General features: G+C 56.4%; 20 protein-coding genes and 1 pseudogene. 16 read left to right on the plus strand and 5 right to left on the minus strand.

Annotation, left to right across the window (positions count from 1 at the left end; genetic code table 11):
* Positions 1 to 22: 22 nt before the first annotated feature.
* From EAV92_RS06440 to EAV92_RS06510, 15 genes and pseudogenes are all read left to right on the plus strand, one after another.
* Positions 23 to 1,594, plus strand: a complete 1,572-nt coding sequence (locus EAV92_RS06440; RefSeq protein WP_123040298.1) for a methyl-accepting chemotaxis protein — start codon at positions 23 to 25, stop codon at positions 1,592 to 1,594.
* 59 nt (positions 1,595 to 1,653) lie between these two features.
* Positions 1,654 to 3,480: a methyl-accepting chemotaxis protein gene (locus EAV92_RS06445; RefSeq protein ID WP_241158537.1), complete on the plus strand. Its 1,827-nt coding sequence runs from the start codon at positions 1,654 to 1,656 to the stop codon at positions 3,478 to 3,480.
* A 25-nt stretch (positions 3,481 to 3,505) separates the two neighbouring features.
* Positions 3,506 to 4,474, plus strand: a complete 969-nt coding sequence (locus tag EAV92_RS06450) for an HD-GYP domain-containing protein (protein ID WP_123040300.1) — start codon at positions 3,506 to 3,508, stop codon at positions 4,472 to 4,474.
* 13 nt (positions 4,475 to 4,487) lie between these two features.
* Entirely contained in the window at positions 4,488 to 4,916 is a 429-nt protein-coding gene (locus EAV92_RS06455; RefSeq protein ID WP_123040301.1) for a chemotaxis protein CheW, read from the plus strand.
* Between the two features lie 5 nt (positions 4,917 to 4,921).
* Positions 4,922 to 6,958, plus strand: a complete 2,037-nt coding sequence (locus EAV92_RS06460; protein ID WP_338134399.1) for a chemotaxis protein CheW — start codon at positions 4,922 to 4,924, stop codon at positions 6,956 to 6,958.
* Positions 6,959 to 6,987: 29 nt separating this feature from the next.
* Positions 6,988 to 8,580, plus strand: a complete 1,593-nt coding sequence (locus EAV92_RS06465) for a methyl-accepting chemotaxis protein (RefSeq protein ID WP_123040302.1) — start codon at positions 6,988 to 6,990, stop codon at positions 8,578 to 8,580.
* 27 nt (positions 8,581 to 8,607) lie between these two features.
* Positions 8,608 to 9,405 (plus strand): CheR family methyltransferase, encoded by a 798-nt coding sequence (locus tag EAV92_RS06470; protein ID WP_123040303.1) that lies wholly within the window; start codon positions 8,608 to 8,610, stop codon positions 9,403 to 9,405.
* A 10-nt stretch (positions 9,406 to 9,415) separates the two neighbouring features.
* A pseudogene (locus tag EAV92_RS06475) lies at positions 9,416 to 10,471 on the plus strand (protein-glutamate methylesterase/protein-glutamine glutaminase).
* Between the two features lie 138 nt (positions 10,472 to 10,609).
* Positions 10,610 to 10,801: a spore coat protein gene (locus tag EAV92_RS06480; protein WP_164472927.1), complete on the plus strand. Its 192-nt coding sequence runs from the start codon at positions 10,610 to 10,612 to the stop codon at positions 10,799 to 10,801.
* A gap of 16 nt (positions 10,802 to 10,817) precedes the next feature.
* Positions 10,818 to 11,180 (plus strand): spore coat protein, encoded by a 363-nt coding sequence (locus EAV92_RS06485; RefSeq protein ID WP_123040305.1) that lies wholly within the window; start codon positions 10,818 to 10,820, stop codon positions 11,178 to 11,180.
* A gap of 10 nt (positions 11,181 to 11,190) precedes the next feature.
* On the plus strand, positions 11,191 to 12,327 hold the full coding sequence (locus tag EAV92_RS06490; RefSeq protein WP_123040306.1) for a zinc-dependent alcohol dehydrogenase: 1,137 nt from the start codon (positions 11,191 to 11,193) through the stop codon (positions 12,325 to 12,327).
* The gene (locus EAV92_RS06495) at positions 12,324 to 12,554 is read left to right on the plus strand and encodes a hypothetical protein (RefSeq protein ID WP_123040307.1); all 231 of its coding nucleotides are present in this window, start codon (positions 12,324 to 12,326) and stop codon (positions 12,552 to 12,554) included. Before EAV92_RS06490 ends, EAV92_RS06495 begins: the two co-directional genes overlap by 4 nt.
* A gap of 11 nt (positions 12,555 to 12,565) precedes the next feature.
* A complete protein-coding gene (locus EAV92_RS06500) occupies positions 12,566 to 12,859 on the plus strand; it encodes a spore coat protein (RefSeq protein ID WP_123040308.1) in 294 nt (97 codons plus the stop codon).
* Positions 12,860 to 12,951: 92 nt separating this feature from the next.
* Positions 12,952 to 13,653: a succinylglutamate desuccinylase/aspartoacylase family protein gene (locus EAV92_RS06505; protein ID WP_241158458.1), complete on the plus strand. Its 702-nt coding sequence runs from the start codon at positions 12,952 to 12,954 to the stop codon at positions 13,651 to 13,653.
* An 83-nt stretch (positions 13,654 to 13,736) separates the two neighbouring features.
* Positions 13,737 to 15,986 (plus strand): ATP-binding protein, encoded by a 2,250-nt coding sequence (locus EAV92_RS06510; protein ID WP_123040309.1) that lies wholly within the window; start codon positions 13,737 to 13,739, stop codon positions 15,984 to 15,986.
* On the opposite strand, the gene EAV92_RS06515 is transcribed toward EAV92_RS06510, so the two are convergent.
* The 5 genes from EAV92_RS06515 to EAV92_RS06535 form a co-directional block, all read right to left on the minus strand.
* The gene (locus EAV92_RS06515) at positions 15,953 to 16,795 is read right to left on the minus strand and encodes a DUF2334 domain-containing protein (protein WP_164472647.1); all 843 of its coding nucleotides are present in this window, start codon (positions 16,793 to 16,795) and stop codon (positions 15,953 to 15,955) included. The two genes, EAV92_RS06510 and EAV92_RS06515, sit on opposite strands and share 34 nt — an antisense overlap.
* Positions 16,796 to 16,860: 65 nt before the next feature.
* Complete coding sequence (locus EAV92_RS06520; RefSeq protein WP_123040311.1) at positions 16,861 to 17,952, minus strand: Ger(x)C family spore germination protein; 1,092 nt, start codon at positions 17,950 to 17,952, stop codon at positions 16,861 to 16,863.
* A complete protein-coding gene (locus EAV92_RS06525; protein ID WP_123040312.1) occupies positions 17,945 to 19,036 on the minus strand; it encodes a GerAB/ArcD/ProY family transporter in 1,092 nt (363 codons plus the stop codon). The genes EAV92_RS06520 and EAV92_RS06525 overlap by 8 nt, the downstream gene beginning before the upstream one ends.
* On the minus strand, positions 19,033 to 20,367 hold the full coding sequence (locus EAV92_RS06530) for a spore germination protein (protein ID WP_123040313.1): 1,335 nt from the start codon (positions 20,365 to 20,367) through the stop codon (positions 19,033 to 19,035). Before EAV92_RS06530 ends, EAV92_RS06525 begins: the two co-directional genes overlap by 4 nt.
* Positions 20,368 to 20,490: 123 nt before the next feature.
* Entirely contained in the window at positions 20,491 to 21,564 is a 1,074-nt protein-coding gene (locus tag EAV92_RS06535) for a permease (protein ID WP_123040314.1), read from the minus strand.
* Positions 21,565 to 21,711: 147 nt separating this feature from the next.
* Here EAV92_RS06535 and selD point away from each other — a divergent pair, with 147 nt between their 5' ends.
* Positions 21,712 to 22,764: a selenide, water dikinase SelD gene (gene selD, locus EAV92_RS06540; RefSeq protein WP_123043608.1), complete on the plus strand. Its 1,053-nt coding sequence runs from the start codon at positions 21,712 to 21,714 to the stop codon at positions 22,762 to 22,764.
* The last annotated feature ends 18 nt before the right edge of the window (positions 22,765 to 22,782 follow it).

Here is a 22,782-nt window from a genome sequence, read left to right on the forward strand (position 1 = left end):
CACCTGAGAGGGAGAGGCCGCCATGAAAATCAAGAGTCTTCTGAAAGTCACGGGAATCGTTTTTCTCGTCTTGTCCGTTATGATGATCGTTTGCATGTTTACGCTCAAAGCGCAATACGAGAACGTGAAGCAGTCGCAGGAGCGTCAAGCCATCCTGAAGCAGCTGGGACTCGACGTGAAGAACGAATCCGTCTATTTGACGAACGAAGCCCGTAAATACGCGGTGACCGGTGATAAAGTCCATTACGACAATTACTGGAACGCCATCAACGTCACCAAATCCTCGGAAAATGCCATTCAGAAATTAAAGGAATACGGCACGCCCCAGAGTGAAATGGACTTGCTCCGGCAAGCGAAGGATAACTCCAACGTGTTGGTCAAGACGGAAGAGGCCGCATTCAAAGCGGTGGCGGACGGGGACCTCGAGACGGCGCGCAAGCTGATGTACGGCGACGATTACGAGAAACAGGTCAGCATCATCATGGCGCCGACAGAACAATTCCAGAAAGCGATGAACGATCGGACCGCTCAGGAAACCGCGGATGCGCAGAAATCTTTCAACTTTTACCTTACGCTGACGATCGTGCTGATCGGTATCGTAGCGTTCTGCATGCTGCTTTCGATCGTGATGCTGTTCCGGAAAATTCGCCCGCTCGGCGGCGTCGTCGCCAAGCTGGGAGAACTCTCCGACAATCGCGGAGATTTGACCGTCAGGCTGCCGGTCGACGGCAAGGACGAGATCTCGGAATTGTCCGGTAACTTCAATCGCATGCTCGAAAGCTATCAGCAATTCGTCGGCCATATTTACGATTCCGTGAGAAACGTTTCGGCGGCCGTCATGGAAATTTCCGCGACGACCGAGGAGATTTCCGGGGGAAGCCAGGACCAAGCGAGCGCGGCTCAGCGGATGAACGAAATGCTCAAGGAACTCACGACGGGGATCGTTCAAGTGTCCGCAGGCGCCGAGCAAGCTTCCGAGATTACCGCTAAAACCGCCAAGGTCGCACAGGAAGGCGGTCAAGTCCTGCGGGATTCGATGCGCCAAATGGAGAAGTTAAGCCGGCAAATGGAACTGTTGCAGCAGGATTCCGGCCGAATCGGAGAAATCATCGAGGTCATCGACGAGATCGCCGAACAGACGAATCTGCTGGCTTTGAACGCCGCAATCGAAGCGGCGCGCGCCGGCGACCAAGGACGCGGTTTCGCGGTCGTGGCCGACGAAGTTCGAAAACTCGCCGAGAGAAGCGGGGAAGCGACCAAGCAAATTTCCTCCATTATTAAAGGCATGCAGGAGAATACCGCCCAAAGCGCGATCGTCGTCAGCGAAGGCGTGATTTCCTCCCAGAAGAGCGGAGAAGCGTTCGAAAGCATCGTAGACATGGTTAATCAGTCCGCGTTCAAAGTGACCGAAATCGCCGCGGCGGCCGAGCAGCAGTCCGGCCAGTCGGCGGAAGTGCTCCAAGCGGTCGCTTCGATCGCGGCGACGAGCGAGCAAGCGGCGGCGGCTACGGAAGAGACCGCGGCGACGACCCAATCGTTGTCGCAAATGGCGGACGAATTGAGCAGGTCCGTCTCCGCGTTCAAAATTCGCTGATTTCGGACACATGACAGACAGATATAGATTTGGCATAGGAGTGTGCAACCGTGTTGAAAATGACCGTGAAAAACCGACTTATTCTTTCTTTTCTAGCCGTTCTGGTACTGCCCAGCACGGCGATCGGCTACTTCTCTTACGAGAGAGCGTCCAAAGACATGGAGGCGCAAATCCATCAGAGCGCGGAGCAAAGCATCGCGTTCGCCGATCAGAAAATCACCGAGCTCCTCTCGCAAAGCGTCTCGGATGCGGATTATCTGGCTTCCAAGGTCAAGGGAAACATGGCGGACAGCACCGGGACACCGGAATTGCGCGGCATCCTGGATCCGCTCAAAGCCGTTAAACCGGCCTATGACAACCTTTTTTACGGCACCGAAACCGGCAAGATGTTCCTTTCTCCGGACAAGAAAATGCCGGACGGATTCGATCCGAGGAAGCGGGACTATTACCCGAAATCCATGAGCAGTCCGGGCAAAGCGGTCATTAACGATCCGATCGTGTCCGCATCGGACGGCAGCGTCATCGTGATCACGTCCGAAGCGGCTGAAGACGGCTCCGGAGTCGTGGGTGTGAGCTTAGGATTAAAGACGCTCAGCCAGCAGATCAGCGAATTCAAAGTGGGTCAAAAAGGATACGTGTTCGTCCTCGACCGGAACGGCAAGTATTTGGCCCATCCGACCAAGGAGCTCGGTACGCAGAATACCAACTCCTATATCCCCGAAGTGTATGGCGCCGACTCGGGTACGATTTCTTACACCTTGGACGGCGTCAAGAAAAAAGCGGTATTCACGACGAACAAGTTAACCGGTTGGAAAATCATGGGTACTATAGAGATCTCCGAAATCGCGGACGCCACCCACGGAATTCTTTATACGACTTTGGGAGTCATCGCGGCGGCTCTTGCCATCGGCGCTCTCCTCGTGATCTGGATCGTTCGCTCGATTACGCGGCCTCTTAAGCAAGTGACGGAAGCGGCCGATCGCATCGCGGGCGGGGATTTGACGGAAGAAGTGCCGGTCACCAGCCAAGATGAGCTGGGGCAGCTCTCGGTCTCCGTTAATCAAATGGTGTACAAGCTTCGGGAGTTGATCGGCGAAGTGATCCGCTCCTCTCAGAACGTCGCGGCTTCCTCCGAGCAGATTTCGGCGAGCACCGAGGAAATCGCCAGCGGCAGCACCGTCCAATCCGAGGCCGCCCAGAACATGTTGGAGCTGTTCGGGGAGCTTTCGCTCGCGATCGATTCCGTCGCCGCGAGCGCCGAAGAAGCGGCCAAGCTAGCGTCCGACTCTTCGATCATCGCGAAGGAAGGCGGATCGATCGTGGGCAAGTCGGTGGATATCATGGGGCAAGTCAGCGCACAAGTTTCGCTGCTGGAGCAGGATTCGGCCAAGATCGGCGACATTATCGAAGTGATCGACGAGATCGCGGAGCAGACGAACCTTCTTGCGCTGAACGCGGCGATCGAAGCCGCGAGGGCAGGCGAGCAAGGCCGCGGGTTCGCGGTCGTCGCGGACGAGGTCCGGAAGCTGGCGGAACGCAGCGGAGAAGCGACCAAGCAGATCACCTCCATCATCAAAGCCATGCAGGAAAACACGAAGCGGAGCGTGGCCGCGGTCGCGAGCGGCGTCAGCCAATCCCAAGAGACGGGCGCGGCATTCGACCGGATCATCGCCAAGATCGGCGAAACCGAGCAGAAGGTCGGAGAGATCGCGGCGGCCAGCGAGGAGCAGGCGTCGCAATCCGATGAGGTCAGACGCTCGATCGAGAATATCTCCTCGGCTAGCGAAGAGGCCGCAGCCGCTTCGGAAGAAACCGCGGCGACTTCGCAAGCGTTGGCTTCCCTCGCGGAGCAGCTGCACGCCTCGGTGAGCTTGTTCAAAATTTAAACATCGGCAGCAGGTGAACGACTACATGAGACCCATTCCGATCCATCAATACGACGAAAACACGATGCAGCTCGCCAAGCCGGCGTATGACCGGAGAGGCCGGGTGCTGCTCTCGGCCTCCCAAATCGTTCATCCCAAGTATTTGGAGAAGCTCAAGGAAATCGGCATCCGAACCTTGATCGTGGAGGATGCCGAATCCCGAGGCATCAGCTTGGAAGAAATGATCGACATCCCGACTTGGCTGGACGTGGTACAGACCGTGGAAGAAGCTTTCGCGGCCGTCGCCGGCAAGAAACCTTTGCCGCTGCGCGGCTTGCAGCAAGGTGTAGCCAAGCTGCTCAAGGAAATCCTGAGCCGCCCGCTGATTTTGCCGATTCCTTCCTCCACGATGGCCGAAAACCTGGCTCCATACGCCCATGCCGTCAACGTGGCGATCATGGCTCTCCAAGTCGGCAAATCTCTCGGTTACCACGAGCTGATGCTGAGAGACTTGGCCATCGGCTGTCTGCTTCATGACATCGGCAAGGCGGTCACAAGCGAATCGCAAGAGCATCCGGTTGCCGGTTTCGATATCATTCGCGGAGTCCGGGAAGTGAACCTGCTGTCCGCCCACATCGCTTTCCAGCACCACGAGAGGCTGGACGGTCAGGGCTACCCCCGGGCGATCCGCGGCAACGCTTTTCTGGAATACGCCCAAATCTGCGGCATTTGCAGCCTTTACGACCATCTCGCCGATGAGCTGCCTCCGCACGAAGCGATGGAACGCGTCATGGGCACCAGCGGCACCGCTTTTTCCACCGAAATCGTGCAGGCGTTCGTCCGCACCGTTCCGGCTTACCCCCCGGGTACGAAAATCAGGCTGATGTCTGGGGAAGACGGCATCGTCACGCGGATTACGACACACATGCAGCGTCCGGTCGTCCGCCGTTTGGCGACCGGGGAGGAAATCTCACTGGCAGAAGAACTCACAGTCATGATCACGGGAAGCATCTAGAAGGAGTGGGAGCATGCAAGTGACGGCTCAGGAACAATACGTGGAGTTCGGCATCGAAAACGAGCAGTACGCGATTCGGATCCAGGACATTCACGAAATCATCAAATTGCAGGACATCACCCAAATCCCCAACGTGAAGCCCTACGTGAAAGGCGTCATCAATCTGAGGGGCAAAATCGTCCCGGTCCTCAGCCTGCGCAATTTGTTCGACATGCAGGAGAAAGCGCCTTCGAAATCAACTCGAATCGTGGTCGTCCATCACCAAGAGGATACGGTCGGCATTATCGTGGACCGGGTCAGCAAAGTGACCACTTTCTCCGATATACAGCCGCCTCCGGACCGCGTCGGGGGCATCGACGGCAACTTTTTCGTCGGGATCGGCTTTACGAAAGGCGGATTGGTCGGCATTCTCCGTCTGGACGAAGTTTTACTGCATGAGTAGAGGGAGTGTCCGAATTGACCGACATGCTGGCCGAATATAAAGAGGTGTTTTTGGAAGAGCTGGAAGAGCAGCTACAGCTCATGGACGAAGTGATCTTGAAGCTCGAGCGCGAAGGGGATTCCGGATCGGTCGTCCAAAGCCTGTTCCGGGCCGCGCATACGCTGAAAGGATCTTCGGCCGCGATGGGCTTCGAGGAGATGAAGCAGCTCACTCACCATATGGAGCATCTGCTCGACCAGGTGAGAGGCAAGAAGAGAACGGTGACGCCCGCGCTCATTGACCTGCTCTTTCAATCCATGGATTGCTTGAAGCAGCTCAAAAACGACATCGAGGCAAGCGACGCGCCAGCCACCGACATCGGGCGGATCGTCAAGAATCTCGAAACGTTCGCCAGTACGAAGGAGGATGAGCCGTTAACGGTTAGCGTTACAGGCAGCGAAACGGGCAGCGAAACTCTCCGTCCGCCGCTAAGCTTGTCCGACCGCTTGAAGATCCAGGAACAGCAGGACGCAGGACACCGCGTATATTGGCTTCAAATCGGCATCGTTTCCGATTGCGTCATTCAAGGCGCAAGGGCGTACGTCATTCACTCGATGTTGTCGGAATGGGGCGAAGTGCTGCTCATGACCCCTGACCTCGAGAGCTTGGAGGAAACGTTGCCGGGTTCCCTGACGCTGACTTTCCTGTATGCGGGGATCCAGGAGGAGGGCGAAATTCGCTCGCTTGTCACGGGTTTAACAGACGTCGCCTGCGTGACGGCTGAGCTCGTGGAGGGAAACGAAACGGCAATGGCGGTTACGCCGGCGGCGACAGGCAAGGCGGCGGCAGTCGAAGAAGCGTCGCCTGCCGGCAAGGCCAAATCGCAGACGATCCGGGTGAGCGTCGAAAGGCTGGACCACTTGATGAACCTGGTGGGTGAACTCGTGATCGATCAAACCCGTATCCATCAAGTGGAACGGAACCAGCGGCGGCGCTTCCAAGACGACACCGTCAGCGAGCTCGGCCACATTTCGGATCATCTGTCCCGCATCATCGGAGACCTGCAGGAAAGCGTCATGAAAGCGCGCATGCTGCCGATCGAGCAGCTTTTCAACCGGTTTCCCCGCATGATCCGGGACTTGTCCAGGGATCTGGGCAAGGATCTTGAGCTGGTCATGGAAGGGCAGGATACCGAGCTGGACCGGACGTTGATCGAGGAGATCGCCGATCCGCTGATCCATCTGATCCGAAATGCCGTGGATCACGGTCTGGAAACCCCAGATGTTCGGGAGCAATCGGGCAAACCCCGCAAGGGAACATTGCGGATCCGCGCCGCGCACGAGGACAATCAGGTGGTCATATACGTCGAAGACGACGGAGCGGGGATCGATCCGGCCAAGATGAAGGCATCGGCGCTGAAGAAGGGGATTTTGACCGAGGAAGAAGCCGAACTGCTAACCGACCGGGAAGCCGTCGATCTGATTTTCCGTCCTGGATTCTCGACCGCGCAGACGATCAGCGACGTCTCCGGCCGAGGCGTCGGCATGGACATCGTCCGGAGCCATATCGAGAAGCTCAACGGATTGATCGATATCGACACCCGGCTCGGCCGGGGGACGAGCTTCAAAATCAAGCTTCCGCTGACGCTCGCGATTATCGTGGGACTGCTCGTCAAAGTGAACGGCCAAACGTTGATCATTCCGATGAGCAATATCGCGGAAATCGTCCGGGTGACGAACGCGGAAATTCAAGTCGTGCGAGGCCAGTCGGTGATCACGCTGCGGAATCAGGTGATTCCGATCGTGAGCGTGCATGACCGGTTCAAAGGCGAGTTCCGTCGGGAGGAGCACAAACACATCCCGCTCGTGATCGTAGGATCGGCGGAGAAACGGCTGGCGCTCGCGGTCGACGATTTGATCGGCAACCAGGAAATCGTCATCAAATCGCTCGGTTCCTACATCGGCAAAGTGGACGGAATCGCGGGCGCGACGATCCTGGGCGACGGCAGCGTGGCTTTGATTTTCGAAATTTCATCCTTGTTCCATAAAGCTGGAGCCAAATAAAAAGAGCATTAGGAGTGGGAGATCCCGGCATGAAATGGTTTTATGATTTAAAAACTTCCATGAAGTTGGTATCGGCTTTCTTGGTCATGGCGATCATTCTCGCGTTCGTCGGTTTATACGGCTTGAACAATTTGGGCAAGATCGACCGCAGCCTGACGGACATGTATAATTCGAACCTTCTGCCGGTGGCGGACTTGACGAGTTCCCAGGCGATCTACCAGGAACTCAGGGTCGCGATCCGCGACCACAGCTTCGTGGCGAGGACGGAACAGGAGAACCTCCAGTACGAGGACCAAGTCAAATCGCTGCAAGAAGAATTGCTTGCGAGAGTCGATAAGTTCCGGCCTATGGCGACTACTTCCCGCGAACAAGAGCTGATGAAAGAATTCGATTCCGCGTGGCAGAAGTACGCGCAAACTTTGCAAAAAGGCATCGAATTGAACAACGCAAACGACGAAGAGCATTTCGTCGAGCTTCTAAAGGGCGATATGAAAGACGCCGGGGATCAAGTACAGAAAGCATTGGACGGCATGGCTTCCTTCAACATCGACGAAGCGAATCGGGCGAGCGCGAACGGAAAAGCGTTATATTCAACCTCCCGCAATACGACGATCGCGATCATCGTTGTCGCAGTGCTGCTCAGCATCGCGTTCGGCTACTTCATCGCCCGGATCATCGCAAGACCGCTTGGGCGTACGGTTGAACTGGTCGGCAAAGTCTCGCAAGGCGATCTGCGGGATACGCTGGACATCCGGACGAAGGACGAGGTAGGAGCTTTGGCTTCCTCCATTAACGTCATGATCGAGAATCTTCGCTCCACGGTCGGGGGCATCCAAGCATCCGCCGAGAGCGTCGCCGCCGCCTCCCAACAGATCTCCGCCAGCACGGAAGAAGTCGCCAGCGGAAGCGTCAGCCAAGCGAATGCCGCACAGATGATGACCGAGTTGTTCCAGAAGCTGTCGTCAGCCATCGGCTCGGTGGCCAAAAGCGCTGAGCAGGCATCGGAGCTGTCCAACCGCACGATGAGCATCGCCGAAGACGGAGGCCAAGTCGTCCGTTCCTCGATCGAAGGCATGGAAGTAATGAACGAGCAAATCGCCAAATTGGAGCAGGATTCAAACCGAATCGGGGACATCATCGAGGTCATCGACGACATCGCCGAGCAGACGAACCTGCTTGCGCTGAACGCGGCGATCGAAGCGGCCAGGGCCGGCGATCAAGGGCGGGGCTTCGCCGTCGTGGCGGATGAGGTCCGCAAGCTGGCGGAGCGCAGCGGCGAAGCGACCAAGCAAATTACGGCGATCATTAAAGGAATGCAGGAAAATACGAGGCAGAGCGTCAAAGCCGTCAGTGAGGGCGTCGTCACTTCCAGAAAGACCGGTGAAGCGTTCCAGCTGATCGTGGAACGGGTGAACGAATCCGCCGGGAAGGTCGGCGAAATCGCCGCCGCAAGCGAAGAACAGGCGGCGCAATCGTCGGAGGTCATGTTCTCCATCGAAAGCATTTCCGCCGCGACGGAAGAAGCGGCGGCGAGCAGCGAGCAGACCGCTTCGACCGCACAGTCGCTGTCCCATCTCGCGGAAGAGTTGAACCGTTCGGTCTCGATGTTTCGGATCCGATAATCCGTTTCCGGGGAAGGCAGGATGACCATGTTAGCTGCACCGGCGCAAGATTTGGATTTTATGCAGTTCGTTTCGAAGCTGAAGGCGAAATCGGGCATCGATTTGTCGCAATACAAGGAAAACCAGATGCGGCGCCGCTTGAACAGCTTGAAGGACAATCGGGGTTACCGGACGTTCGGCGAATTCTTTCAGGGCATGATGTCGGACCGGGAGCTTTACGAGGAATTCCTGGACCACATGACGATCAACGTCTCGGAGTTTTACCGGAATGCGAAGCGCTGGGAAGTGCTGGAACAGAAGGTCGTTCCGGATCTGCTGGCGCAAAGCCGAAGCTTGAAATGCTGGAGCGCCGCCTGTTCGACCGGTGACGAGCCGTATAGCTTGGCCATGGTGCTGCTCGGTCGGCTCAAGCGCCACGAATTCGAAATTCTGGCGACCGATATCGACAAGGGCGCGATCGGCAAAGCCAAAGCGGGCCTGTATCCCGCGCAATCGGTCAAAGAGGCTCCGAAGGCCGCGTTGAACAAATATTTCACGATGACGGGAACGCAATATGAGGTGTCGGACGAGGTCAAGAAATGCGTGACCTTCAAGCAACATAATCTGTTGTCGGACCCGTATGATTCGAATTTCGATCTGATCGTTTGCCGTAACGTGCTGATTTATTTTACCGATGAAGCCAAAGACGCCATCTTCCAGAAGTTCAGCAAGTCGCTCAAGCCCGGCGGATATTTGTTCATCGGGGGCACGGAGCAAATCTTCCAGCCCGCGAAATATCAATTGGAGCCGGCGGATACGTTTTTTTACAGAAAAATAGCGAAATGAGTGGAACACGATGGCCAAAACGAAAGTTCTCGTCGTCGACGATTCCTTGTTCATGCGGAAGCTGATCGCGCGCCTGGTAGAAGAAGACCCTCTTCTTGAGGTCACGGGGACGGCGCGGAACGGGGCCGAAGCGGTGGAGATGGTGCGCGTGCTGCAGCCGGAGGTCATCACGATGGACGTCGAGATGCCCGTGATGGACGGACTGGAGGCGCTCTCTCATATCATGAAGGAGCGCCCGACGCCGGTTGTCATGTTGAGTTCGTTGACGCAGGAAGGCGCCCAAGAAACCATTGAGGCCCTGCAGAGAGGCGCGGTCGATTTCATCCCGAAACCGTCCGGTTCCACCTCCGCGGATCTGTACAAGGTGAAGGACGAAATGCTGGCCAAAATCAAGTCCGCGGCCAAAACCCCGGCTTCCGCGCTTCGTCTCCTGGCGAAACGGCAGGCTTCGGCACCGCCAGGCGCGATTCCGGCGAAGAAGGGCCGGTCCCACTTCGGACAAATCGTCGCGATCGGCACGTCCACGGGCGGTCCCCGCGCGTTGGACGCCGTCATCGGGGCGTTGCCCCGGGATTTCTCTTTTCCTATCCTTGTCGTGCAGCACATGCCGCCTAAATTCACCTGATCGCTCGCGCAAAGGCTGGATGCTTTATCCGCTGTGCGCGTGGTGGAAGCCGAGGACGGGGAGCGGATTGAAGGCGGAACCGTCTATATCGCGCCGGGGAATTACCACATGACGGCGGTGGAAAAAGGCGGGGAATACCGGATTAAGCTGAACCAGGACCCGCAGCGGAGCGGACACCGTCCGTCCGTGGACGTGCTGTTCGAATCGGTAGCAAAGCTGGGGTCGCTGAAGCGGCACTTCGTCCTGATGACGGGCATGGGCAGCGACGGCGCTAAAGGCATGCTGCTGGCCAAAGAATCGGGCGCCGCGACGACGATCGCGGAAGCCAAAGAAACGTGCGTCGTCTTCGGCATGCCGAAGGCCGCGATCGAGTACAAATGCGTGGACCACGTCGTACCGGTCGACAGGATCGCCGCCAAGCTGACCGAAATCGTCAAATAGCCCGCCGGCGTATAAACAGCCGTTCCCTTGGAAGAGGGGGCGGCTTCTTTGCTTTCATCTGCATAAGGGGAATGAGTAGGGAAAACATTAATTCTGTTCCTTTACCGGGAGGTGATTGGCGTGGATGAAACTTTGCGCATGGCGCCCCACGAGACAATGGAAGTGCATGAAATGGTCAATTTCAAAACGCTGTGCCTGGCGCAGTCCAAATTGATGCAGGGAATCGTTTTCGACAGGGACCTGAAGCACCTGATGCAAAAAGACGTGGAAGTGACGATGCGTCACCTGGATCAACTCAAAGGCTTGTACGCGAAAATAAGGCTGCAGTAAAGCGGGAGGCTTACCGATGAACAACGATTATTTGGATCCGATCAACTCGGTCGGCATGCCGGACGCCGCGGACAACGCCTTGTGCATGGAATTCCTCATGCGCGCCAAGAACGGCGTTCGCAATTGCGCGGCAGCATTAGCCGAGTCCGCTTCACCCGACGTAAGGACCATTTTGAAGGGAATACTGTCCGACTCTCTGCGCATGCATGAGGAAATATCCAAGCTGATGATCGACAAGCACTGGCTCCACCCCTACCAGGTCGGAGAGCAGTTCCAGATGGATTTGAAGTCAGCCGATACGACCCTCAAGATCGCTAACATGAAGCTTTTTCCGGAAGATACCGCGCGGCTCGGAATGTTCGCGACGCCGGACAAATAGGGGGATATGGATGAAAGCCGTAACGTTCCAAGGCATTAAAAACGTTCAGGTCAAAGAGGTCGCAGATCCCAAAATCCAGAAAAAGGACGATATCATCGTCCGGCTGACGGCTTCCGCGATTTGCGGGTCCGATTTGCACCTGATCCACGGCATGATTCCGAACATGCCTCAGGATTACATTATCGGACATGAACCGGTGGGCATCGTGGAAGAAGCGGGACCGGAGGTGACATCTCTCAAGAAGGGCGATAAAGTCATCATTCCGTTCAACGTGGCTTGCGGGCAGTGCTGGTATTGCAACAACCATCTCGAGAGCCAGTGCGACAACTCCAATCCCCACGGAGACTCCGGCGCTTATTTCGGGTATTCCGAGACGACCGGGGGTTATCCGGGAGGCCAGGCGCAGTTCATGCGCGTGCCGTACGCGAACTTTACGCCGTTCAAGGTTCCGGAAAGCAACGAGATCGAAGACGAGAAGCTCGCGGTCATCGCGGACGCCATGACGACCGCCTTCTGGACCGTCGACAACGCGGGCGTCAAGCCGGGTGACACGGTCATCGTGCTCGGCTGCGGGCCGGTCGGCATGTTCGCGCAGAAATTTTGCTGGTTGAAAGGCGCGAAACGGGTGATCGCCGTCGATTATGTCGATTACCGGCTGGAACGCGCCAAAGCCCGCAACAACGTGGAGACGGTGAACTTCGAGAAGGAAGAGAACATCGGCAACCATTTGAAGGAAATAACCAAAGGCGGCGCGGACGTCGTCATCGACGCGGTCGGCATGGACGGCAAGATGACGCCGATGGAATTCCTGGCTTCCGGCCTTAAGCTTCAAGGCGGCGCGATGGGAGCCATCGTCATCGCATCGCAGGCGGTACGCAAAGGCGGCACGATTCAAATTACCGGCGTGTACGGCGGGCGATACAACGCTTTCCCGTTGGGAGACATCTTTCAGCGCAACATTACCGTGAAGACGGGACAGGCGCCGGTGATCCACTACATGCCCCATATGTACGAGTTGGTGGCGTCCGGCAAAATCGATCCGATGGACATCGTGACGCACGTCATTCCGCTGGACGACGCCAAACGGGGATACGAGATTTTCGACGATAAGCTCGACAATTGCATAAAGGTGGTGCTGAAGCCATGACCGGAGGAGGCGATTTCGGCAGCATTATCCCGAACCGGTTCGGCGTTCACGAAACGCTGGAGCTGCATGAGATTGCGGCGTTCAAATCGCTCTGTCTGACCAAAGCCAAATCGATGCAGATGCTCGTATCCGATCCGGAGCTCAAAACGCTCATGCAACAGGACGTCCAGCTCTCCACCCGGCAGTTGCAAGAATTGAACGGGTTGCTGAGCCAAGCGATCCAATAGGAGGGAAAAGCATGCTTCCGTTCGTCGAAAATTTAATGGGGTTAAATACAATGACGGACCAAGTCATCGCCATGGACATGCTCATTTCCGCGAAAAGCGGGATGAAAATGTGCGCGGTCGCGGTGACCGAATCGGCGACCCCCGAAGTCAGGGCGGCGTTCCAAAAGCAGTTATACGAGGCGATCGACACCCATGAGAAATTGACGGATTACATGATGCGAAAAGGCTACTACCACCCCTATAACGTCCAAGAACAAATCCGGTTGGATCAGACGAATGCGCAAACGGCTTTGAGCCTGCCGTAAAGACCGTTTGTTTTTAGGGTCCGGTGTGCGGCTGACCCTTACCACCTTGCGGACAACCACGTATTGTGGAGTATCCGGGAGGTGCGATACACATGAACGTCATGGAACGCAAACTGGCCGCTGGCACCGAATTCGAAACCTCATACTATCGTGCGGATGGGGAAGGACCGGGCATCGTCGTGATCGTCACCGCCGGCGTTCATGGCAATGAACCGGCGGGCGTCCTTGCGGCTCGCCAACTGGTTGAGGATCTTCGCAACGACGTATTGCGGCTGCGTAAAGGCAGACTGATCGTCGTTCCGCTCGTCAACGGGCCCGCTTTTAAGCGGAAGACGAGAGGAGTGCCCGACCTGAACCGTACTTTTCCAAGGCGCCCGTACGCGAAAGCCAGGCATCCGGTAACGGATGCCTTATTCCGTCTCGCCAGCATTCATCGAGTCGCCTGGTATTTGGACCTTCACGAAGCGAACGGCTTGTCCCAGCTGAGCCGCAAAGTGCTGGGCCAAACCTTGATCGTCAATCCCGGGAGCCAAGCGATACCGGTCGTCCGGCAAGCGGCTGCCTGGGCCAACGGGTTCATCTTGAACGGGAATCGCAAATTTAACGTACGCGTGAAAGGACTGCCCGGATCGGGCCGTCAAGCCGCCCATTCGCTGCTGCAAGCGCGGGCGGTGACGTTCGAAACCTGCTGGAGTTTGCCCTTGCGGGATCGCGTGCGCTATCAGACCGCCTTGCTCAGGAGAATGCTGAAGGAGACCGGCATCGTGACAGGTGCGGAAACGATCCCGTATTGAATTTTTCCCTCACGTGTTTCATAGTGGGGAAATAAGGGTAAAAACGGTTAAATTGCGTCTTTTCAAGGAGTTGCTCATTCGGAATGGCCCTATTCGAAGTCAACGGCGAAAGTCCGGCAAGCCTGTTTTTCCAACGTTCGTCCCACGGCATGGCCTTCCTGTCTCCGGATGGCCGAATATTGGAGGCCAACCCCGCATTTTGCTCCATGCTTGGCAGTGCGAGAGAAACGCTTCTCTCGACCCCTATAGATAAAATCATCGGAACGGAGAAAGATTGGGCCATTCGGCTCGAAAATCCGTCCGATCAGACCGACATAGACGTGCGAATCATCCGGAACGATGGAAGCATTCTTTTGGGTTCCGCTAACTTGCTGGCATCCGAGACGGCCGGGGAGGATGCGCGGTCCTGCCGAATGCTGGAGATCATGAAAGAGCGGAAGAAGAACGACGAACTGATCGCGGAAGTATTTCGGATTGCGTCGATCGGCAGTTGGGAGTGGGAAATTCAGGACGACGAAATCTGGTTTTCGGATCAGATTCAAACGCTCTGCGACGTCGACGCGTCCGAGTGGGGCCGCAGGAGTCCCGGGTTGCTCGATTTGGTGCCGCCCGAAAGCCGGCCCTCATTCCAGGAAGCGATCGATCTTGCTTTGAAGGGCAACCCGCTCGATTTCGAGTTCCGGAATCAGAAGCCGGACGGCAGCGTGCATTATTTGCATGTCCGGGGGCTGGTGTCTTATGCGGCAGGAGGGAAACCTCGTAAATTACACGGCACGGTACAGGACATCACAGACCGGAAGAAAGTCGAGCTGAAGCTGCTTGAAACGGTCGAACGCTATACCTCGCTGAAGAAATTCAACCACGACGCGATTTTCTCGCTGGACTTGAACGGCAATATCATCAATTCCAACGCCGTCGCCCAGGAAATGACGGGTTATCCGATCCAGGAGATGGCCGGTAAAAATTTCTCGCTCTATATCGGCGGGCAAGATATCCTGGATATTCTCGCCGCGTCCAAGCATGACGTCAACGCGGAGAAACGCATCGATAAAATCGAACACCGCAACGGCTCGTACGCGGAAGTGCTGACGACGATCGCCCCGATCATCATCCATGACGAAAGCGTCGGCTATTATATTATCTCCAAGGACATTACGGAACAGAAGAAACTGATCATCGCCAAGGAAGCCGCGGAATCGACGAATCAGGCGAAAAGCGAATTCCTGGCGATGATGAGCCACGAAATCCGGACCCCGATGAACGGGGTGATCGGCATGACGGATCTGCTTCTCGAAACGACTGCCCTGGACGCTCCGCATCGGGAGTACTTGGAAGTCATCAAGAAAAGCGGCGAAACGCTGCTCTCCATCATCAACGACATTCTCGACTTCTCCAAAATCGATTCCGGAAAAACGGAGCTGATCGAGGAGGAGTTCGACTTGCGCGCCTGCATTTTCGAAACGGTCGACCTGCTTGCCCCCAAAGCGCAGGAGAAGAAGCTGGACATGTCTTTCTCCTTGAGTCCCAACATTCCGTCCAAACTCGTCGGGGATTCGACCCGTCTTAAACAGGTGCTGATGAACCTCATCGGCAATTCGATCAAATTCACGCACAGCGGCAGCATTTCCGTCGCCGTTAAACAGCTGGCGAGGCACGAGGATCAAGCCATGCTCAAATTCATCATTAAGGATACCGGTATCGGAATTCCGAGAGAGAAATCAGAGCAGCTGTTCCAACCGTTCTATCAGCTGGATAACTTCATGACGCGCCGTTCGGAAGGAACGGGGCTGGGGCTTGCGATCAGCAAGAAGCTGGTTAACCTGATGGGCGGGGACATCTGGATCGAGCATACCGAAGAGCCCGGTTCTACTTTCGTGTTCACGGTCATTATGCACGAGAAGCCGCGTGTGCCGAATCCGTCGGAAACCGTCTCGGGTTCTTTCGCGACGGAGAAGAAGCCGAGAGGGCTGAATATCCTGGTGGCGGAAGACAACCGGATCAACCAGCTTGTCTTGATCAAGATGCTCGAGAACCAAGGTCATCGGGTGCAATTCGTCGAAGACGGCAACGAAGCCATCGAAGCGGCGCTTACCGAACGGTTCGACCTGATTTTCATGGATGTCCATCTGCCGGGCATGAACGGATTGGAAGCGACGGCTTTGATCAAGGATGCGCTGAAACCGGAGGAATGTCCCGTTATTATCGCCGTCACCGCCAACGCGTTGAAAGGCGATAGGGAAAAGTGCTTGGCATCGGGCATGGACGAATACTTAAGCAAACCGATCACGAGCAAAGTCGTTCAGGACATGGTGAATAAGTTTTTCGAGACGTGAACGGTCACGAACCGCCGGCCCATCGCCTTCATCGCACCCGTGATCTGCCGGAGCGGGGAGTCCTCCGCATACAATACGCGGCCGTCATCCTGGAGCCGTATATACGGAAACTCGAGAAACGGGTGAAAGAAGAAGGAGGCGAGATCGTCATCGCCGTAGTTTTCCGTTTCCCGGATGATGCGGACGACGTCCCGTTCGACTGATGCGCCTCCGACGTAGGAGAGAGGAGTGGGGACGTAGTAGGTGTTCCCGATCCGGGAACGGGATGCGGCCACGGTCACTTTCCGGCTGCCCGGTGCAGCCGGGTTATCCTCGTAAATCACGCAGCTGCAGGCTTCGAGAATTTTTCTCTGGCTGGCGGATGCCGCATAATGGGGCGTTTCGAACCAATCCGGCCGCAAGCCGGCTGCCAGGAAGGATACGCATGCAGCGCGGAATCTTCCCAGGGTGTAAGCTGCCGCGTCAGGAGGACAATCCTCGTTGCAGCCGGGATACGCGAATTCGTATCCTTCGCCGCTCACGGATGCCCCGAATTGGTGCGTATACCCGTGCATGCCGAGGGAAGCCCCCATCGCGGACCAACGATGGAGCAAAGACAAGAAACGGGCGGATACGGCATCTTGCGGGGCGGCTATCGTGCGATCAATCCTTTTGCCGGGATCGACGAACCGCGAGATGACCGCAGCATGGAACGGGATGGCCTCCGCATACAGCAAGTCCGTCACTGCGCCCAACTTACGCTGCTCCTCTGGCGATTCATAATGACCGCCGGGGCCGAGATCCTCCAAACGGATTAACGCTTTCCGCACGGCGATTCCCCCCGTTTCGACGCAAAACCCCTTTCATCCAACCTATGCGAGCCGCGCCGGCTCCATTACTTGATAATGCCCGTCCCTCTGAAATGGACGGCCACGCGGATATCGAAGCGTACGTTCGGATAAATCTTCCGCCAATTCTCGTATTCCTTGCTTTTCTCGTGCCGCGTCGCCCTGTAGCGGATGCCGAACCCGATCGGATCCACTCCGTGCTTCTGCAATTTGGTCAGCAACTCCAGATATTGGTCCTTAAGTTGAGTGGCGGCCAATCGCTCCAAGTCATGCCAATTTTTTTCGAAAAGCTTCTCCTCGGATTCCTCCGCCTCCACATCCACACGAATATGGAAACGGATAACGGGATCGCCGTTTTTCGGGGTCAGTATTTTGTACGTGCTTTTCAACCGGGTGGAGGAGAAGGTGAGCCTCGGTTCGTTTGGCGGGCTTTTGATGACGAACCGCTTGTATCCCCGTGCGAGTTGGTTCAGTGCAGCCGTTTCGTCCGGATTAAGCTCGAGCCGCTTGTAGTTCGTTTTTAAGATGGCTACCCGGTTAATGACAAACGTTTCCTCCAAAGCGCGGATAATCGGCAAATAAGGATCTTTGCCCAGATCAAATATTCTTCTGTAGTAGTCGAACAAAGGCGTTTTGATGATGTAGGGGGACTCCGTGCCCTCGTCGGAAAACGCCAAAATCAGAGAGTTTCCCGGCAGCCGCTCGGAGAGCGGTTTCGCATTGATGACGGTCGCGGCATCGGGTTCCCCGATCGATACGTTCGCGATTTCTTGAATGTCGCGTCGACGGAAAAAAAAGTCCAGCGAATGTCCGATTTCGTGCGTGTCTGCGAAGGACTTGCCGATGACGATGTCTTTCGCTTGTCCGAAATCGAACTCCTTGTCGACCTTCGATTTCATGAGCCGGACCGCTTCGGCGATGCTGTCCGCTTCCTGGCTGATGGTTTGGAACTTGGCTTCGCCCGGTTCCGTTCGCGGGGAAGGAATGGCTAATTTCAGCGTTACCTTGAAGAGGCTCGAATCTCCTTTGTCGATGCCGACGACGATCACGAAGAAGCGTTTGTCGATGTCTTTCAAGCCGCAGCCGGATCCAAGCAGCAGGGATACTGCGGCAACAAGGCTGAGAAGGATTTTACGCATATTTGTTCCTCCAAGACAGCCAGACCACCAAGAGGACCAAAAACGTCTCCGAAGCGAGTCTTAGGATTTGCCAATGGGCCACGAAACCGATCAAACTTTTGTCGTCCAGATAGATGCCGGCAATTAAAGTTGCGGCGGCAAAGGAGACGCAAATGATCGTAGCGAGCGGCACCTTCACTTTCTTGATCGTCAGGTTTCGCCGCTTGAAGCAATCCCGGATCAGCAGAGCGCCGACGTTCCACGTCACCGTGACGAACAGCAGCGAAAAACCGATATAAATGAAAAGGAACAAATAAACGACCCTTTCGATAAAACCGTATTGCATGCGGAGCGTATCGGCTGCCGTGATCCAGGTGTATAGATAATCTCCAGAGCTGTCTATGCCAAGCAGGCCGATGGGGACGACGAAAGAGACGAAAAGGATGGACACGCCGATAATGGGGATGAGCCAAAGCCCTTTTAACCTCGTCTGATTGAACGCCCGGTTATAGAGGGCCATATTGATATACCCGGTGAACGGATATGACGCGGCGGCTACAGCTGTCCAGGTCGGGGGATGAAGGACGTAGTCGCTCAAAATCTTGACCGAGTCCCAATCGAACCAGGGGCTGGACAACGTTTTGAACATGATATAGAGCACGAAAGGCGAATTCAGCACGATGATGAACTCCGCCAGATTGAGAATCGCCACCGGGCGAAAACGGGCGGACCAGGCTCCGACCGTGCAGTAACAGAGCAGGAGGACGGTCGCATTGGCCTCGGGATTCAGGAATCGGAGCGTGATCATCGAGAAGGAAATGAGGATCACGGCTCCGGCGATCGCCCACATGACGCCGAGGAACAGGAGCAGCGGAATGCGAAGAAAGCCGGGAAGCATGCGGGCCGTGATCTCCGGCAGGCCTTCTCCCGGGAACTTGCGCATGGCTTTCGTGAACAGGATGGCCGACGTGCTGCCGATAATGACCGCCAAGATGACGGACATGATCGCTCCGTCGAACCGTTCGTTCATCAGCAGCCGGGGAACGAAAAAGATCGTGTTGATGAACATGCACATCAGGAACAAATAGAAGAAATAGCGGCTCACTCCGTGTCACCTTCTTTGTAGCCGGACGTGGCGTTTTCTTTCAGGAAAAACCGGAAATAAGGTTCCCCGAAGCTCGTCAGGTTCGCCGCGTAAAGCACGATCGCGAACATGCCCGTAACGACGCCCGCGATGCCGAAGAGCGAGGCAAGAAAGATCAAGGGGTATTTGGCCATCCGGATCGCGAAGCTCATCGCGTTGATCGGGATCAGGAAGTTGGAAATGGCGACGGCGGACGTGACGATGATCATGACGCTGCTGACCAGGCCCGCTTGCTGTGCGGCCTGCCCCAGAATCAATCCTCCCACGGTCGTCGCCGTGGAACCGATATACCGGGGCAGCCGCAAGCTGGCCTCGACGAGGGCTTCGATCAGGAAAAGCATGATCATCACTTCAATGAAGGAAGGGTATGGGACGGCCGCGCGGCTGCCCGCGAGCGAAAGGGTGAATTGCACTTTCAGGATTTCGGGATTGTAGGAAACGATGGCCACGTACATGGCCGGCAGCGTCATTGTGATGAGGAGGCCGACATAGCGCAGGAGCACCAAGGCCCTCGTGACGACGAACGACTGGTACACATCGTCCATCGCGGAAATAAAATCGTAGAAAACCGCGGGAACGATGAGGACGAACGGAGTCCCGTCTATCAGCAACACGATTTTACCCTGGGACAAGTTCAGGATCGTGCGGTCAGGGCGCTCCGTTACGATCATGATCGGGAACCACCGTATTTTTGTTTTCGTGATCAAAGTTTCCACTTGACCGCCTGCCATGACCATATCGGCGTCGATCTCTTTTATTTTTTGTTGCAATTGAGAAAGGACTTTCCTGTTCACTTTGTTACGGTCATAGACGAGATAGGACTTGGTCCGCGAGACTTTACCGAGCTTGTATTGTTCCGCCGTAAGATTCGGGTCCGGATAGCGTTGGCGGATGAGCTTGAGATTCGTTTCCGAGTCTTCGCTGAACGCGGATTGCGGGCCTTGCAGCGTCGTTTCGGCGACCGCCTCCGTCGGCTTGTCGTTGGCCGGGCTGGAAGCTAGCAGCTTATAGTAAGCGTCTTGCAGCTGGATGACGGCGTTTCCCTGAAGAAGGGCTCCGGGGATTTCCGCTTCATTCTCCAGGATCTTGCAGGCAAGGGCAGATTTCAAGACGATCTTGAAGGCATCCGCGGAGGGGGAAACCAGAAAAGGATGGGCGATTTCCTTCTTGATCGTGTCGGTATCGCACAGGGAAGAGAAGAAATACACCTCAATTTGAAATAGGCCGTTATCGAGCGTATCGACTTTAAAGTCGTCCGAATGGCGCAGCGTTTCCAAACTTTTAGCTTCCATGGCGCGTCCTTCTCGTTCATTTTCCGGTTAGGATGCGCCAAAGGAGGAAAAAACATGCAAAAGAAAAGGGATTCCCGCCGTCCGACTGCGGACGTATGGGAATCCCTTATTGATTAAGCACGATTAAAGAGCGATCGCTCCGACAAAACCGCTGAGAAGGCCGACGATGATGACCGAGCCAAGCACGAACGCGATGATTTTGCGCGGGAACGACTTGAATACCATGAGCAGCGAAGGCAGGCTGATCGCGGGGAGCGTCAGGAGGAGCGCCGCAGCCGGTGCCGTACTGACGCCCGCCGCGAGGAACGATTGCACGATCGGGATTTCCGCGGCGGTCGGGATGACGAACAGGGCGCCCGCGACGGCGAACAGCAGCAGGATCAGGAAACCGGAACCTTCCGTGACCGGGAACAGCCAGACCTTGAGCGCGCCCATTACCAGAACGGCGGCCAAGTATGACGGTACGACTTGAACCAGCATAGAGCCGAGGCTTTTCGCCCAGCGAAGCCAGAACGGACGGGATTCCTCCGTTTCGGCGCTCTCCTGTACCTGCATTTCAGCGGGAGCTTCCACTTCCTTGCCTTTCATCATGCGGTTGGCGATATAGCCGGTTCCGAACGTCAGCAGCGCACCGAAGACGATGCGCAGGACGGTGAACTTCCAGGACAGCACGAACGTCATGAAGATCAGCGTCGCCGGATTCAGCAGCGGATTGCCGAGCCAGAAAGAAATCGCGGCACCGGCCGATACGTTCTTGCGGCGAAGTCCCGCGGCGATCGGCGCCGCGCAGCAGGTGCACATCATGCCGGGCAGGGCGACGATGCCTCCGTAGAACGCGCTTTTGAAGCGGCTGCCGCCGAGCACCCGCTGCAGCCAGCGGACCGGGATCAACACCTGGACCAGCGAGCCGAGCAGGATGCCCAGAACGGCCGCTTTCCAGACGGATTTGAAGTATTTCCGCGCGTATTCCCACGCGCCGTTCCATGTCGGCGAATCGGCCTGTCCGGCCGGATCGCCCAGGATCGAAGAGCCTATCGAATGGCTCGTTGCCGAAGTTAGAGCTTTATGATAATAAGGCCACCATTTGACGTACATGAGTCCGGCGGCTGCTATAAGAACGAATATGAGAACCAACGCGACCGTTTTGGCCGTATTCTGGGATTCGTGACGCAGGCTGAGCCCGTTCGATTGCGACATGTGGACATTCCTCCGATTCCGGCGATAGATTTGCCATCAAGCAGTATAACATAGTTCGAATGAGACGGGGGACGGGAATGTTTGCTTCATGGAATGGGAATCGTGTACGATTTAATTATTCGAGAACAGAAAGGGATGTCGATTTCCATGGAAACCTCAGAGAACGTGAAATTGACTTCGCTCTCCAGCAAAGGCGGATGCGGCTGCAAGATCGGACCGGCCGACCTCATGCAGGTCATCCGCAGCCTGCCGCCGTCGACGCCGGACCCGAACTTGCTTGTCGGGCTGGATACGAGCGACGACGCGGGGGTGTACAAGCTGACCGACGATCTTGCCATCGTGCAGACGGTCGACTTCTTCACGCCGATCGTCGATGATCCTTACTCCTTCGGCCAAATTGCCGCAGCGAATGCGATCAGCGACATTTATGCGATGGGCGCTAAGCCTTTAACGGTATTAAATATCGTCGCATTCCCGATTTCCACGCTGGACAAGCGCATTTTGGCGGACATTCTCCGCGGCGCGTCGGATAAAGTCCGGGAGGCGGGAGCGACGTTGGTCGGCGGGCATTCCATCGACGACAAGGAACCGAAATTCGGTCTGGCGGTCACGGGCATCGTCCATCCGGACAAAGCCCGCACCAACGCGGGAGCGAAGCCGGGCGACAAGATGATCCTGACGAAGCCGATAGGGGTCGGTATCCTGACGACGTCGATCAAGAAAGGCGAATTATCCGAAACGGAAATCGCCCGGGTGACGGAAGTCATGGCCACGCTGAACAAGAAGGCGGCCGAAACGATGGAGCCGTATGACGTTCACGCCGTCACCGACGTGACGGGCTTCGGCCTGATCGGGCACAGCCTGGAGATGGCCAAAGGCAGCGGAGCGGGCATCCTGATCCGCCGAGGCTCCGTCCCGGTGCTGCCGCGCGTCCGCGAGTTGGCCGAACGCGGTTACGTGCCCGGCGGCACGAAAAACAACTTCAACCACGTGCAGGAGAACGTCGACTTCCCCGAAGCGATGGATCAGACGGACCGCTATATTCTGTGCGACGCGGTGACCTCCGGCGGGCTGCTCATTTCCGTCGCGGGTACGGAGGGAGACCGCTTGCTGGCGGATCTCCGCCAAGCCGGCGTCGACGCCCACCTCATCGGGGAAGTGACCGGGGAACATGCCGGCCGGATCGTCGTGACGGAATAACGGACAACCGGATTTACA

The sequence above is a fragment of the Cohnella candidum genome, from assembly GCF_003713065.1.
In the GTDB taxonomy this organism is placed as follows: Bacteria; Bacillota; Bacilli; order Paenibacillales; family Paenibacillaceae; genus Cohnella; species Cohnella candidum.